This is a genomic window from Saprospiraceae bacterium, assembly GCA_016713025.1.
Lineage (GTDB): Bacteria > Bacteroidota > Bacteroidia > Chitinophagales > Saprospiraceae > OLB9.
On sequence record JADJPZ010000004.1, the window covers coordinates 2,164,981 to 2,179,512 of the forward strand.

At 35.4% G+C, this 14,532-nt stretch carries 16 protein-coding genes; 14 read left to right on the top strand and 2 right to left on the bottom strand.

Annotated elements, in window-relative coordinates; all coding sequences use genetic code 11:
- Window positions 1–434: 434 nt before the first annotated feature.
- Window positions 435–1,724 carry an HlyC/CorC family transporter gene (locus IPK35_15560; GenBank protein ID MBK8054635.1) on the top strand — a complete coding sequence of 430 codons (1,290 nt, stop codon included), beginning with the start codon at window positions 435–437 and terminating at the stop codon, window positions 1,722–1,724.
- Between the two features lie 339 nt (window positions 1,725–2,063).
- Here IPK35_15560 and IPK35_15565 read toward each other — a convergent pair whose 3' ends face one another.
- Both IPK35_15565 and IPK35_15570 read right to left on the bottom strand, forming a co-directional pair.
- A complete protein-coding gene (locus tag IPK35_15565) occupies window positions 2,064–3,062 on the bottom strand; it encodes a succinylglutamate desuccinylase/aspartoacylase family protein (GenBank protein ID MBK8054636.1) in 999 nt (332 codons plus the stop codon).
- Window positions 3,014–3,940, bottom strand: coding sequence for a RimK family alpha-L-glutamate ligase (locus IPK35_15570; GenBank protein MBK8054637.1), 927 nt, complete (start codon window positions 3,938–3,940; stop codon window positions 3,014–3,016). Before IPK35_15570 ends, IPK35_15565 begins: the two co-directional genes overlap by 49 nt.
- A gap of 110 nt (window positions 3,941–4,050) precedes the next feature.
- On the opposite strand from IPK35_15570, the gene IPK35_15575 reads away from it, so the two are divergent.
- The 13 genes from IPK35_15575 (at window position 4,051) to IPK35_15635 (ending at window position 14,210) form a co-directional block, all read left to right on the top strand.
- Window positions 4,051–5,340, top strand: coding sequence for an MFS transporter (locus tag IPK35_15575; GenBank protein MBK8054638.1), 1,290 nt, complete (start codon window positions 4,051–4,053; stop codon window positions 5,338–5,340).
- A gap of 366 nt (window positions 5,341–5,706) precedes the next feature.
- Window positions 5,707–6,369 (top strand): hypothetical protein, encoded by a 663-nt coding sequence (locus IPK35_15580; GenBank protein ID MBK8054639.1) that lies wholly within the window; start codon window positions 5,707–5,709, stop codon window positions 6,367–6,369.
- Window positions 6,370–6,536: 167 nt separating this feature from the next.
- A complete protein-coding gene (locus IPK35_15585) occupies window positions 6,537–7,061 on the top strand; it encodes an RNA polymerase sigma factor (protein MBK8054640.1) in 525 nt (174 codons plus the stop codon).
- A 21-nt stretch (window positions 7,062–7,082) separates the two neighbouring features.
- Entirely contained in the window at window positions 7,083–7,856 is a 774-nt protein-coding gene (locus IPK35_15590) for a hypothetical protein (GenBank protein ID MBK8054641.1), read from the top strand.
- A gap of 30 nt (window positions 7,857–7,886) precedes the next feature.
- Entirely contained in the window at window positions 7,887–8,789 is a 903-nt protein-coding gene (locus tag IPK35_15595) for a hypothetical protein (GenBank protein ID MBK8054642.1), read from the top strand.
- A gap of 314 nt (window positions 8,790–9,103) precedes the next feature.
- Window positions 9,104–9,931, top strand: coding sequence for a LytTR family transcriptional regulator DNA-binding domain-containing protein (locus tag IPK35_15600; protein ID MBK8054643.1), 828 nt, complete (start codon window positions 9,104–9,106; stop codon window positions 9,929–9,931).
- Window positions 9,932–10,036: 105 nt separating this feature from the next.
- The gene (locus IPK35_15605; GenBank protein MBK8054644.1) at window positions 10,037–10,633 is read left to right on the top strand and encodes a hypothetical protein; all 597 of its coding nucleotides are present in this window, start codon (window positions 10,037–10,039) and stop codon (window positions 10,631–10,633) included.
- 1 nt (window position 10,634) lies between these two features.
- On the top strand, window positions 10,635–11,813 hold the full coding sequence (locus IPK35_15610) for a beta-lactamase family protein (GenBank protein ID MBK8054645.1): 1,179 nt from the start codon (window positions 10,635–10,637) through the stop codon (window positions 11,811–11,813).
- Entirely contained in the window at window positions 11,810–12,223 is a 414-nt protein-coding gene (locus tag IPK35_15615; GenBank protein MBK8054646.1) for a hypothetical protein, read from the top strand. Before IPK35_15610 ends, IPK35_15615 begins: the two co-directional genes overlap by 4 nt.
- Window positions 12,224–12,246: 23 nt before the next feature.
- Window positions 12,247–12,627, top strand: a complete 381-nt coding sequence (locus IPK35_15620) for a hypothetical protein (GenBank protein MBK8054647.1) — start codon at window positions 12,247–12,249, stop codon at window positions 12,625–12,627.
- On the top strand, window positions 12,624–13,043 hold the full coding sequence (locus IPK35_15625) for a DUF1761 domain-containing protein (protein ID MBK8054648.1): 420 nt from the start codon (window positions 12,624–12,626) through the stop codon (window positions 13,041–13,043). Before IPK35_15620 ends, IPK35_15625 begins: the two co-directional genes overlap by 4 nt.
- 43 nt (window positions 13,044–13,086) lie before the next feature.
- Window positions 13,087–13,485: a VOC family protein gene (locus tag IPK35_15630; GenBank protein MBK8054649.1), complete on the top strand. Its 399-nt coding sequence runs from the start codon at window positions 13,087–13,089 to the stop codon at window positions 13,483–13,485.
- 8 nt (window positions 13,486–13,493) lie between these two features.
- Window positions 13,494–14,210 carry an SDR family NAD(P)-dependent oxidoreductase gene (locus tag IPK35_15635; protein MBK8054650.1) on the top strand — a complete coding sequence of 239 codons (717 nt, stop codon included), beginning with the start codon at window positions 13,494–13,496 and terminating at the stop codon, window positions 14,208–14,210.
- The last annotated feature ends 322 nt before the right edge of the window (window positions 14,211–14,532 follow it).

Below are 14,532 nucleotides of genomic sequence, written 5' to 3' on the forward strand. Positions count from 1 at the left end.
AACAACTGGAAGGTGTAGTATGTTTAAAAATTTAGCCTTGCTATGAACAAGTCAATATTGAAGTACCATTTTCCAATTCACTTTAAGTGCGTACCATAAGAATGTGAAGTTATACCAAACAGAAAATTGATTTCGAAAAATTAAAATCATAACTATTTAATTTACAATACATTATGATTTAAATTTTTCGCAGAATATTTTCTGTCCACTAGTATTCAACTGTCAGTCTTTCAAACAATTGGCAGGCAAACTAAATTCGTTAATTCATATATTGTAAGAACATAACCTACAGTTTAGCTATTTAGTAAATTTTCAATTATGAAATAAGTAAATTACCATCACTATCGTAAATATTGCTTTTACTGATATTGTATCATATAATTCTCAAAAATGTAAATATACTCTTACCTTTGCGTCAAAATTATAAAACATAAATGATCAGTGATATACTTATAACCCTTACGTTGGTATTTCTCAATGGATTTTTTGTAGCAGCTGAATTTGCCATTGTAAAAGTTCGTGCTTCTCAACTTAAAATAAAAGCTGACGATGGGGATAAAACTGCCATATTATCATCCCATATTGTCAATCATTTGGATGGATATCTTGCAGCTACCCAACTCGGAATCACATTGGCAAGTTTGGGTCTCGGCTGGGTCGGCGAACCGGTTGTTTCCAAAATTATCATCAATTTGTTTCACTTATTTGGACTGCAGATATCAGAAACTTTGGCTCATAGCATAGCGCTGCCGATAGCTTTTGCCATAATAACTGTTTTGCATATTGTATTCGGTGAGCTGGCACCTAAATCCATAGCCATCCAGAAACCTGAATCTACCACAATGATGATTGCTTATCCACTCAATGTTTTTTATTATATTTTCAAACCCTTTATATGGGTACTTAATGGTATAGCCAATTTTATTTTAAGAGCATTGAACATTCAAGCAGTACATGGGTCTGAAATCCATAGTTCTGACGAACTGAAATACCTGATCAAACAGAGTACTGATGAAGGAAATATAGTCAATGCTGATTATGAAATTATCAGAAACGCATTTGATTTTTCTGAAACCAATGTCAGACAGATTTTGATCCCACGCAATCAGGTAGTAGCTCTTGATGTGGACACATTTGATGAAAAGATGATTGACAAACTGCTGGAAGAAGGCTATTCAAGAATTCCATGTTTTGAAAAAAATATTGATAATATTATAGGTGTTGTTTACGTCAAGGATTTGCTGATATTACTTAAAAATAATAATGAACTAAACATCCGTCAGCTTGTGAGACCACTGATTGTAACTCCTGAATCAAGAAAAATCGGTAGCCTGTTAAAAGAGTTTCAGCTAAAACACATTCAAATGGCCATTGTTGTCAATGAGTTTGGTGGCCTTGAAGGCATAGTCACTATGGAAGATATCATCGAAGAATTGGTGGGTGAAATCCAGGATGAGTACGATAATGAAATACCAATAGTAGAAAAAATAGACGAAAAATCATTTAACGTCATAGCCACTTCACCCCTTGATGATATCAATGAGTTTTTGCCATATGCCATTGAGTCCATAGAAGAAGCCACAACTCTGGCCGGTGTGATCATTCATAAGGTAGGCGGTATCCCCTCTGCCAATGAAAAAATAAGAATCGACGAATATGAAATCACCATCATCAAGAAAGTAAGAAACTCTATCAATCTTGTCCACCTGAAAGTGGTTAGTTAGAGCTGGTCGCCATTTATAAATGGACAAAATTAATAAGCGGGTTATTTAGTGATTAATTCTGCTTTGTCAAATTACATAGGCTATCTTATTGATTGGAAACTGGTGGTTTAACCCAACAGATGTGACGGAGTTTCGACCTTAACAAATTCAACTGTATTGGAAACTGTTGGGTTAACCCAACAGTTGTGACCCAAATTTAGCAATACATTAATCTTTAACTAACTAACTAACTATGAAAAAATTTCAAATTTCTGGTTTATTAACTTTTGATGAAAGTCTAGTTGACTTAGATTTTTAAAGGTGTCAAAGGGTGTCAAGGTAGAATAAATAGATAAAGACTTACTCCAATAACGAATAGTCGATCCCTAAATGAAACAGAGCATCTCCTAGTGAAACAACGCTGGCATTGTTATGCCCTATGATATGGCCTGAATTTGGAGCGAGCACCTGGAAAGATTTATTTCCAAATGGGTCTTTGATTTCTCCCATCACTTCATCTTTCTCGACATATTCACCGGATTTTTTGGACCATATAAAAATACCTGGCTCACTCGCCCTTACCCATTTATCTTTATGGATTATCCATTGGTCGTCTGACATCGAGAGCGATGGCTCCTGGATCATGGTAAGTTTCACCAAGAGGTTTTTTATGACCTGAATACCTGATAATATAGAAAGATTGTCCAATCTGATGGACTCACCTCCTTCAAACACTAAAGCCGGTATCTTCATATCATAAGCTGCCCTCCTGAAAGAATGGGGTATCAGTGGCTGCTCTATCAGATACTTAACACCACAGCTTTGTGCCAGCATGGTAGCAATCCGGTCATTTTTATTATAACGTATCTGAGGAAAATTGTGTCGAGCTTCTCCGCCTGTATGAAAATCAATGGCTACGTCGACATATGGAAGAATTTTTTTAGTTATGATCCTCGCTACCCTTGAAGCCAAGGAACCATTTAAATGCCCGGGAAAGGATCTGTTGACATCCTTACCATCAGACACATCTCTCGTAAAGTTGATGAAACCAAACACATTTAATAATGGAATTAATATGACTGTACCGCAAGTGACGGAATCAAAAATGGATTCTTCAATACTGCGCCTGACTATTTCGATGCCATTGATCTCATTTCCATGGACACCTCCAAGTACCAGCAATGACGGGCCAGGAACGCCAGTATGCAATACATAGGCGTATACGTTGATTCGGTTACCTGAAGCAAGTTTGCCTGCATTGATCTTGATTGTATGGAGTTTTCCATGCGTGATCATTTCATTTTCGATGATCAGCTCTGAGATATCTTTAAGCTTGGGAGTAATAAATTCAGGAAACATAGTATTATTTTCTGTTTTTTTACATATTGTATGATTTTTCCGGCAATGTCCACTCCAGTTGTACCTTCTATCCCTTCCAGGCCAGGAGATGCGTTGACTTCGAGCACAACCGGTCCTGAATGAGTTTTTAACATGTCCACACCAGCAATCTTCAAGCCAAGGATTTCAACTGACTTTAATGCGGTCTCTTCTTCCTGCGAAGAGAGTTTGATCAGTTCTGATGTACCACCTCTGTGTAGATTGGATCTGAAATCTCCGGGTCTTGCTTGCCTTTTCATAGCACCCACTATTTCACCATCTACTATAAATGCCCTTATATCCGCTCCTTTGGCTTCCTGGATATATTTTTGGAGTATGACTTTTTCTTTGGTTGCATAAAATGCTTCAAGAATTGATTCTGCATTACTTTTATTTTCAGCGAGTATAACTCCCATACCCTGAGTACCAGTGATGAGCTTTATGATAATAGGGTAAGGTTCCATTTCTTCCAATAAAAAAGGCATTGTGTACGGATTACTTACGTATACTGTTTTCGGTACCCCGATACCATTACTTCCGAGGATCTGAAGGCAACTTAACTTATCCCGTGCCTTTAGAAGCGGCTCTGCGTGAAGAGTTGAGAATACCCCCTGACTTTCAAACTGCCTGATGACAGCTGCTCCATAACTTGTAGCTGTATTACCTATTCTTGGTATGACGGCATCCACATTTTTAATCGGCTGATTATTAAAATAGACACTAGACCTTCCTGATTCCAATACGAGGTCACAAGTCATGTGATCTATCACACGAACATAGTGATTTCTGCGTCGTGCAGCGTCGACAAGGCTCTGTGTACTATACAAAGCAGCGTTGCGTGAAAGGATAATAATATTCATGCTTGTTTCAGGCCATATAAATTGGGGTAAAGATAATATTTAAAAGTTATTTGGGTCAGAATATGTAAAAATTGGATGAAACCATTACATTAGTGTCTCAAAAACAATTCATGATGCCAATCGCTCTAAACAATAAAAAAACGATCAAGGCCTGGGCTATTTTTGATTGGGCCAATTCAGCTTATGCGTTGGTTATTTCAACGGCGATATTTCCCGGATATTTTGAAGAATATACTCCAAAAGAAATAAGTATTGGGCCTATGAATTTTTCAAACAGTGCACTTTATTCTTTCGCTGTTTCTTTTTCGTATATAGTGATTGCTTGCCTCTCTCCATTATTGTCAGGTATTGCAGATTATAGCGGGAGAAGAAAGTATTTTCTAAAAGCTTTTACATTAATTGGCTCCTTAGCATGTATCATGTTGTATTTTTTTAAAGGCGAACCACAATTATGGCTTGGCACATCAGCTTTTATACTTGCCACTATTGGGTTTGCCGGTAGCCTCGTTTTTTATGACTCATATCTCCCACTGATTGTGACTGAAGACCAATATAATCGGGTCAGTGCCAAAGGATTTACATATGGATATATAGGGAGTGTCATTTTACTTATAGTGATTCTATTGATGATATTATTTCCTGCCACTTTTGGTCTTGCAGACAGTCAGATTGGTGCACGTATAGGCTTTTTGCTCGTTGGCGTCTGGTGGTTAGGTTTTGCACAATACACATTCCGCCACATGCCGCCAGACCAGATCAATCTGTTCAGTAAAGACATGATCAAAAATGGCTACATAGAGATCAAAGGTGCATTTGAAAGAATTAGAAATATCCCGGATATCAGAAATTTCCTCACTGCTTTTTTCTTCTACAGTGCGGGGGTTCAAACGATAATTTATTTAGCCACTGTATTTGCGAAAAAGGAGCTCGGTTTTGCTGTTGGCGAATTGGTCTTGCTTGTACTCATTCTGCAATTGGTGGCCATTGGCGGAGCACAGGCATTCTCTGTCTTAGGCAATAAAAAAGGTAATAAAACTTCCATACTTACTATGATTATCATTTGGATTTTTATATGTCTTGCTGCATATTTTACTTATGACAAGCTTACATTTTATGTCATTGCCGGATTTGTTGGTCTGGTGATGGGTGGTATACAATCACTATCCCGAGCAAGTTACTCTATGCTGATACCAGAAAAGGACCATGACACCACTTCATACTTCAGCTTCTACGATGTGGTATACAAATCAGCCATAGTTGGCGGCACATTCATATTCGGATTGGTGGATAATATTACCAATAATATGAGGTATTCTGTTTTGGCTTTGGCGTTTCTGTTTGTTATAGGATTTTATTTTATGAGCAAAACGAAGATAGAGAGAACGGTCTCAACTATATGAAATTGGTGTATCCCAAAATTACACTTTCTTAAAATTGCTTTTGTTTTACGCCAACTCTAAAGGAAGACAAAAGGAATTTTATAATAAGTGCCATAAAAAATCGATTGAATAAACAGGAGGAAAAATTTCTGACAATAATGATGAAAGTGATAAAAATCAAAGAACGAGTGCACTCCCTCCATTTTAAGGGTGACTGAATGGTTGCAAAGCAAATTGAGTGAACGATTTCACTCAATAATGAAGGAACCACAAACGTCGGCTTGTGGACACATTTGGGGTTGGTAAATTTAGAGGAATTGAATGAAAAAACGGTCTCACATATATGAAAGCCTTATTTTTACACAAGAATTAAAATAATCTATCTATTTGATACACAACATAATCAAATTTGGCTCTGCACTCCTTTTACTTTTGTGGCTAACGTCTTGCCATTCGATAAAAAATTCAAATCCGGTATCAACAATTACCGAAGTGTGGATAGGAACACCATTCTGTAAGCCGAAAAAGATTGTCTTGGAAAAAACAAACACCTACCAATGTCTCAATCATGAATTTATAATCAGTAAAGATGCGCTTCTGAATGAACCTTTGACCATTGAAGAAGAATTCCAAAATGCTTTCAGAGGGAATTATTATGCCAAATTTTTTGAAATCATCCACATAGATTCAAAACTGTACCGGGTTTTCAGGGATTCAGTACAATTGGTTTCCATCTCTGATCTGAACCTAAGTAAAAAACAATTATTTTCATGCCCAACCTGCAATAAAAGTGCCACTTTGATATTCAGAAACCGGACATATCATTATCCTTTCTTTTGGCCCGAAACGGCTTCCAGTTCATTTCAATATAACTTTACAATAGACACTATTTCAGGCTATTACCGGAAAATATGGATAGCTAAGTCAGACTCTCTGCCTTCTGGAGTCACATTCAGAAAATCTGCCTTAAAGTCCTTTACAATCTACAATCCTAAAACAAAAGACAAACAAGCCATTCAAAATATTTTAGTCAATATAAAACCTTTGTAATTCTGTCATTTCTTCTCCCGAAACATAAGTTTTGTACTGCTTTTAAAAAAAAACTAACTCTAAGCATGCAACATTAACTCCATTTTTGTTACTTAACTGTATAAATCAAATTAATTCATTTCTATATCCTTCAAGTTGTGGTAACAGTTGCGGAGCAAGATAACAAAATGAAAGAGTTAGCACAACGTTGCAAAAACGGAGATCAGCATGCCTATACTGAAGTGTATCATTTATATGCACGAAAAGTATATAATACGATATACAGATTTATCGGCCATACGGGAGAAGCTGAAGATATCATGCAGGATTGTTTTGTTGATGCTTTTACAAAAATAGATTCATTTATAGGCAAGGGTTCATTGGAAAGTTGGATAAAGAGTATTGCTATTAATAAGTCACTCTCACATCTGAGAAGCCGTAAACTGACATTTGCTGAACTGGATATCAACATACATCATATTGCAGAGTTTGATGATGACCAAATGGACTATATGAAATATTCTTGTGAACAGATACATAAAGCCATATTACAATTATCTGACGGATACAGGACTATAGTAAATCTTTATGTTTTTGAAAATATACCACATGAAGAAATAGCTCAATTATTGGGTATCAGTCACAGCACCGTCAGAAGCCAGTATCATCGGGCAAAGAAGAGAATAGAGATGTATTTAAATGGTTTTGATTAAATTTTTAATTTTAAAATAGTAATGGACAAATTTAAAGAATATATTGACCAAAACAGAGACCGGATGGATATCGAGGTACCACCATATGTCATCAATGCTGTAATAGGGAAAATAGAAAAGAAAAACAATAAAAAAAGTTTTGAGCCAAAGACCATTATTGCATTATTTCTGGCGGTGGCAGCGTGCCTTATACCAGCTATGCTCATTGTTTGGTTTGCGTTTAAAGGAGGTCCAACCCACGACAACCTACCTGATACGGTTACTATAACAGCCATTCAAAAGGAAAAAGATCTAAAGGCTGAGAATCCGATAGCCACTCCGGAACTGATACCGGCGGACAACAATAAAAACGTCGTACTTATCGCACCAAAACAGACATATCATAAACCAGCATCCGGATTCAATAAAAACCAATTTTACCAATTTGCCCATGATGGAAATTCGTCTGCCAACCGCTACAGTGCGATGAAGCTTCCGGAAAATGTTCATAAAATTGATCGTGAAATATTAAATGTCCTCATTCATACATTGAATAATGACCCTTCGGACAATGTAAAACTTGCAGCCTTGGAATCATTGGAAAATTTTGTATCAGAACCTTATGTTAAGAAATCTCTGATCGCTTCCCTTAAAACACAAACAGACCCAATCATACAAATCAAGCTTATCAATATTCTGTCCAATGCCCGTGTCAACGCTATTGAAGAAGAATTGAATCGTATGTACAATTCGGATGAGACCGAAATGATGATCAAACATGAAATCCTTCTTGCAAAACAAAAGTTATCCTTATAAATATTTTTAAACCAATTTAATCTTATTCTTATGAAAACACAGTTATTTATTCTATTTATCCTTATTACAGGGTTTTGCAATTCCTTCGCGCAAAAGTACGAAGCTAATACAACTGCCAAAACATTAGTGCTCGAATCCGGTGGATTGGTCATCGAAGGCCACACGGGCAAATCCATCATCATAGAACAGTATGAAGAAGATACTGAAGACGCTGAAGATGAAAAAGAGAAACAAGATAAAAAGGATAAAAAAGGTGAAAGGCTATCATCATTGTCAAACATTAGTGTGTATGTAAAACAGACAACTAAAAATCACCGTTACCCTGGAGATGATTGCAATGGTAACGAGGACAGAAAAAAAGGATTAACAGTACTTAATCCCAGTGGCTTGAAAGACAATACAGGTTTTGGATTGTATATTAATGACAACGGTACCAATATTGAAATCAAACCGGTATCCAGAAATTGCTGTAATAATATCGTTGTAAAAATTCCAAATACTATGAATATAACAGGAAATATCAATGGCATAGTAAATCAAAATTCAATAAAAATATCAAAAATTTCCGGAGAGATAGACCTGTCTACCCAATATAATAAGTTGTATTTTGATGATTTGTCTGGTCCCATCATGGCCAAAACTACTTATGGAGATGTCGAGGGTTCATTAGCTCAATCTATCAAAGCACCGATTTCAATAATTTCAGCATATGGACTAATAGACTTGAAGCTACAGCCTTCACCAAAAATAAACGTAGAACTCATCACACCTTGGGGCAATACTTATGTTCCAAACGACCTGACAATAGAACTTACTGAGAAATCTGATGCAAAGAGTATAAAGCTACCCGCTATAAAGGGTAAAATCAACGGAGGTGGCCCATTGATAGTTTTAAATGCCAGCTATGGCAATATTTATCTGAGAACAAATTAATTATACAGTTTAGCCCAGTTCATTCATTTTGTTACCAAAGGATCATGCAATAAATTTTGTTTGATCCTTTGTTTTTTGATGTTCACCAAATAGTCTTTTTTGACCTAATGACAATAACAAGTAACAAACCATTATGTGGTTCCATATCGGATGACTTTGTTAATATGAACATTTATTTGGTATTGGCATACGAATATGGGTGGCATCAGTTGAAGATTTTTAATTTTAGGATTGACCAGTGATATGGCCTTCATTTGATGTCAAAATCTGCTTCAAAATAGTGTCCAACTATTAAATTCAGTTATTTTTGTAACATGATTTTCAAAGGCAATATAATTTCATCTGTTCAGGAAAAAATAATGTGGGTATTTTTCTACCCACTTATTGCTCTATCATTTATTTATATTGCTAATGATAATTCTCTAGTTGAACTTCTTGAGAACCCTTCATTTTTTTCAGATATAGTATTTGCAATAATCTTGACTTATGGTGTTGGCCTGTATTTAAACAAATTAAATGCAAAACTCGACTTAGAATTTTCATGGGTTGAATATTTCAAAATTCGAGTAGCAAAACAATTTGTATTTGGTGTACTTTCGCCTTTGTTGGTGGCAATATTGCTCGAAATTGCATATTTGAAAGCCATAGATATTTCCTTTTTTGAAAGTTCTATTCTTAATTTAGAGTTGCCGCTTGCATTTATATTTTTGATGCTCATCAATTTGGGCTTATTAGCTGGCAACCTTTTAAGAAATGAAAAAGTCACCGATACAAGGCAGGAACCAATGTTTAAAAACTCATCAAAAACCTTAACTTACTTCAATGTCCAAAAAGGCCTTGTTGAAGAAAATCTGGCACTTGAACGATGTGCCCTAATAATGAGTGCCAATAAATTGTTGTGGTTGCAAACTTTTGAAGGCGAAAAGTATCGTTTACAAGGGACTTTGGATGAATGGGAAGAAAAACTGAAATATTCAAATTTTTACAGAGTAAACCGGCAGTATCTTGTTTCATACACATCCATCCAATCAGTTGAACCAACTTCCACAAGAAAACTAAAAATAAACTTTGTATTTCCTACTGAAAATGTGTACATTTCCAAACCCAAGGTTGCTAAATTCCGACAATGGTGGAAGCAATAATGGAAAGTTTAGCGGTTTTTTGTACCGGTTTAGTATTTTAGAACATGATTTTAAACTTGCCACAAAATAATTAATTTCATTTTTGCAAAAAAAATATCCGCAAGAATGAACAGAATTCAAGTATTGCTCATTTTCTTTGTATCAAAAGTTTTGGTAGGACAGGGCAAACCAATTCCAATAAATATTTCAGTTATTAACCAATCTACAGCTATCCCATTTACAAGGTTTGTATCAACACCTATCCACCCGGGACTTCAAGTGGGGACAGAATTCGAATATCAGGTTAATGAAAATTCACGACTTTTTCAGACAGCAAACATTAATTATTTCTACCACAACTATCTGGCACAAGGAATTGGGATCAATACAGAATTCGGATATGAATATCGTTTTAAAAATGGGTTAGCATTATCAGGACTTTTGGGTGTGGGTTATTTACACACATTTGCAACTGCTGAAGAATTTACGTTTACAATTGGACAATATGAAAAGAAAGCTGATAAAGGAAATGCAAGATTATACCCTTCATTTTCCTTAGATATTGGCTATTATCTCAAAATGAACGAAAAGAACAGTCCTAAAATATTTATCCGTTATCAATCTTGGGCAGAATATCCTTATTCCCCAGAATTTATTCCCGTAATGACACATATAAATTTGCATATCGGAGCTAAATTTTTTATTTATTCAAAGCACTATTAAAATGAAAAAATCAATATACCTTATCTTAGCTGTATTTTTGCTAAACTCTTGTCAGAAAGACCAAGATATTAATCCTATGTTTTATAATTGTAATTTCAATTTTGTCGACAGCAGTTCAGTAAATCCTAAAAACCAAACATATCAGACTATTCTAAATGATATTACATCAAGTGGTGTCGTTGGAATTACTATGTCTGTCTATCATACCCAAACAGGTATGTGGGTGGGTGCAAGCGGGAAAGCAGACTTGAGTAATAATATAGCAATGCAGCCTTGTAATATCAGCCGAGTGGGTTCAACAGTGAAAATGTATACTGCCACTACATTATTAAAACTTGCAGAAGAAGGAAAGTTAAATTTGGATGATAGAATTGCATCCTATTTACAAGGAGATGTGATTGATAAAATTGAAAATGCTGACAAAGCAACTATCCGACAACTGCTACAACATACAAGTGGTATTTACAATTACATTCAAAATTTGAAATTTCAAACCGCTTCCCTCAATGACTTCATCAGAGAATGGAAACCCAATGAATTATTAAAATATGCTTACAATCAAAAAGCATACTTTCAACCAGACGAGGATGTGCGGTACTCAAATACAGGTTACATTATGCTCGGGATGCTAATAGAAAAAATTGAAGGCAAACCGTTATATAAAGTCTTTGATGACAAAATATTTATCCCACTTGGTTTAACAATGACAAAATTTGCAGCTGAAGACCCTATTCCTAATGGTATAGTGAGAGGCTATATCGATATGTACAGCAATTTACAAGTAATAGAAAGTACGTACTTTAGCGGTTGGGATTATTATACAGCTGACGGTGGGTTAATTTCAAACCCTTATGATATGATTGTTTTTTTTAGGGCTTTAATGAATTTACATCTTATTAGCTCAAACTCTTTGAATCAAATGTTGACATTTAAAAAACCGAAAGAGATGGATAAAGAATTTTTCCCATTATCTTATGGAATAGGTATATTCAGAATCGAAACTGAAAAAGGTATTGCCTATATGCACAGTGGTGATGCTGTTGGTTATTATGCAAATATGCTTTATTTCCCGGCAGATAGCACCACCATAGTTTATGCTGCAAACAGCAACTATGGAAAAATAGATCAATTTGTATCAACAAAAGAAGCGATGGAGAAAATAATAAATGTTATAAAATGAAGATACATACCACAAATTATTTCAACACTTTTATAGAAATAGCCGACGATTGTCCTATTTCAAACAGTGAAATCCCACCTGTAAAAGGGGAAAATAGGACAGTTGCAAACATTCAGTTTGAGATGATCAGCAAAAATCCCTATACATATACTTCAGACGACGTACTATTTCAAGTTTATGCTGACAAAAATGACCTGATACATGGTGAATACAAAGCAGCAAGAGACCATTTTTTTTCCAAAGGTCAGCCTTGTTTTCGTGCGTCGCCATTGACAAAAAGATATGGTTGGGGAATTCACTATAACAAAGATGGAAAAATGGCCATTTATGGCGCAGATAGTGCGGAGTACGAAAATTTTAAAAAAGATAATACCATAAAACTTATCAAAGCTATGAAATCAAGTAAATAATATCTAAAATTAAAAAATTTAACATGAAACCTAAAATTTTAAACGCCCTCCTTATAGTAACATCACTGTTTGGATATCTGGAATGGAGTGGAGACAGCCATACCTTTCTTTTTCAGGCAGAAGCAGAAATTCTTTACAAACTATTTACAAATCCTACATCGGTAGTTCATCCTTTCATATTGCTTCCACTTGCCGGACAAGTTTTATTGTTCATCACTTTATTTCAAAAATCACCAAGTAAAATTTTAACTTATGTAAGCGTTGCAGGCTTGGGGTTACTCTTGGGTTTTATGTTTATTATTGGCATCATCAGCCAGAATTATAAGATTTTGATCTCCACCCTTCCGTTTTTAGTAGTAGCAGTATTGACCATCATAAATTTAAGAAAAACCAAATCAATATGAACATTTCATTCTCAGATATTAATTGGGTAGCCGTTATTATAGGAACTGTAGCATATACTGCTTTTTGCGGTATTTGGCACAGACCATTTGCTTTTGGCAAAAAATGGGAACAAGCTATGGGCTTTGAGAGACATGAAAACTGGAAGGAAACAAATCTATATTATGTTGTTCCAACTATTTCTTGCTTCCTTACCACCATAGTAATAGCAATTTTACAAAAAATGATTGTTGCAAATTCATTCTCACATGCACTCATTATTGGAATATTGACAGGTTTTGGTTTTGCGACAACCATTGTTTTTACCACTGCAGTAATTCCGACGATGAAAAAGTCATTGATGTTTGGCCTAGTTACCGGTACAGCACAAGCATTGGGAATAATAATATCATCGTTACTTGTTTTTGCATTCTCATAAAAGTCTAACCAACATACTGCTAAATTAGCATTAATAACTAAAAATGAAAATTGAACACATAGCCATTTGGACAGATGACATTGAAGGATTAAGGAATTATTATACAAAATATTTTGAAGGCATCCCAAATGAAAAGTACATAAATAAACATAATCGGTTTCAAAGCTATTTCCTGACATTTAAAACAGGTGCACGGCTGGAAATCATGTCAATGCCCAATATCCCTGACAATGCCAATGACACAGTCATATCACAGCACAAGGGAATCATACATTTGGCTTTTGGTGTGGAAACCATAAAAGATGTTGAAGAAAAAGCAAGTCAATTGAGAGCGGATGATTTTCCCATATTAAGTGGCCCACGGATTACCGGTGATGGCTATTTCGAGTTTGAAACGCTGGACCCTGACAGCAATCGTTTGGAAGTAACCACAAAATTGTAAAAAGTAGCATGCATAAAGCCATCGTCATAGGAGCAACATCAGGAATTGGGAAAGGACTTGCTAAAATTTTGGCACATAATAACTACGTTGTAGGCATAACAGGGAGAAGGACAGAATTACTGAACGAATTGAAAAATGAAAACCCTAACGCATATTTTATCAAATCTTTTGACATTACAGACGCCAAATCTACGTGTCAGAAACTGGAAGAGTTAACGACTGAACTTGGCGGACTTGATTTGCTTATTTTGAGTTCTGGTACTGGAGATTTAAATGAAACATTGGACTTGGACATAGAACACCGGACGATTGCAACCAATGTCGTAGGTTTTACAAACATTTTGATTTGGGCATTCAATTTTTTTAAGCGACAGAATTACGGTCATTTAGTAGCGATTAGCTCGATTGCAGGGCTTCGCGGAAATCGACATGCACCTGCTTACAATGCAACAAAAGCATATCAGATAAATTATTTAGAAGGACTGCGTCAAAAAGCAAATAGACTCAATAGTCCAATTTTTATTACTGATATAAGGCCAGGTTTTGTAAATACTGACATGGCCAAAAGTGAAGGAAAATTTTGGGTAGCCACCGTTGACAAAGCGGTTTTGCAAATATTTGAAGCAATTAAACAGCAAAAAAATATAGTTTATATTACCAAACGCTGGAGATTAATCGCCATTATTCTGCGGATGATTCCAAGTAAAATTTATGATAAAGCGTAGCTCACTTTTTCAAGACAATTTTGATCAGTTTTGAATTGGCATAAATATCCACACTAATTATTTTCATAAATCGGGCAAAAATTCCAGGTTTTCTGGTCCACCATTCAGGGGTCATTCCACTTCAAATTATATAATCTGATGGCTATGCAGGAAGCATTTCCGGAACCATTATATAACTCAAATAGTGAAATAATGCTGTTACCAAATTCTGAAAAATTAATATTGGCTTAACATTAGATCAGAATAAATTCAGATTTTTTCACCAACTTTGCGCGTTTATAAAATGAGCAAGTTCTATTAAGACACTTTAATCGTTTTCAAT

Coding starts and splice junctions, on each gene's coding strand:
- IPK35_15560 (MBK8054635.1), top strand. CDS start 435: ATGATCAGTGATATACTTATAACCCTTACGTTGGTATTTCTCAATGGA.
- IPK35_15565 (MBK8054636.1), bottom strand. CDS start 3,062: ATGTTTCCTGAATTTATTACTCCCAAGCTTAAAGATATCTCAGAGCTG.
- IPK35_15570 (MBK8054637.1), bottom strand. CDS start 3,940: ATGAATATTATTATCCTTTCACGCAACGCTGCTTTGTATAGTACACAG.
- IPK35_15575 (MBK8054638.1), top strand. CDS start 4,051: ATGATGCCAATCGCTCTAAACAATAAAAAAACGATCAAGGCCTGGGCT.
- IPK35_15585 (MBK8054640.1), top strand. CDS start 6,537: ATGAAAGAGTTAGCACAACGTTGCAAAAACGGAGATCAGCATGCCTAT.
- IPK35_15590 (MBK8054641.1), top strand. CDS start 7,083: ATGGACAAATTTAAAGAATATATTGACCAAAACAGAGACCGGATGGAT.
- IPK35_15595 (MBK8054642.1), top strand. CDS start 7,887: ATGAAAACACAGTTATTTATTCTATTTATCCTTATTACAGGGTTTTGC.
- IPK35_15600 (MBK8054643.1), top strand. CDS start 9,104: ATGATTTTCAAAGGCAATATAATTTCATCTGTTCAGGAAAAAATAATG.
- IPK35_15605 (MBK8054644.1), top strand. CDS start 10,037: ATGAACAGAATTCAAGTATTGCTCATTTTCTTTGTATCAAAAGTTTTG.
- IPK35_15610 (MBK8054645.1), top strand. CDS start 10,635: ATGAAAAAATCAATATACCTTATCTTAGCTGTATTTTTGCTAAACTCT.
- IPK35_15615 (MBK8054646.1), top strand. CDS start 11,810: ATGAAGATACATACCACAAATTATTTCAACACTTTTATAGAAATAGCC.
- IPK35_15620 (MBK8054647.1), top strand. CDS start 12,247: ATGAAACCTAAAATTTTAAACGCCCTCCTTATAGTAACATCACTGTTT.
- IPK35_15625 (MBK8054648.1), top strand. CDS start 12,624: ATGAACATTTCATTCTCAGATATTAATTGGGTAGCCGTTATTATAGGA.
- IPK35_15630 (MBK8054649.1), top strand. CDS start 13,087: ATGAAAATTGAACACATAGCCATTTGGACAGATGACATTGAAGGATTA.
- IPK35_15635 (MBK8054650.1), top strand. CDS start 13,494: ATGCATAAAGCCATCGTCATAGGAGCAACATCAGGAATTGGGAAAGGA.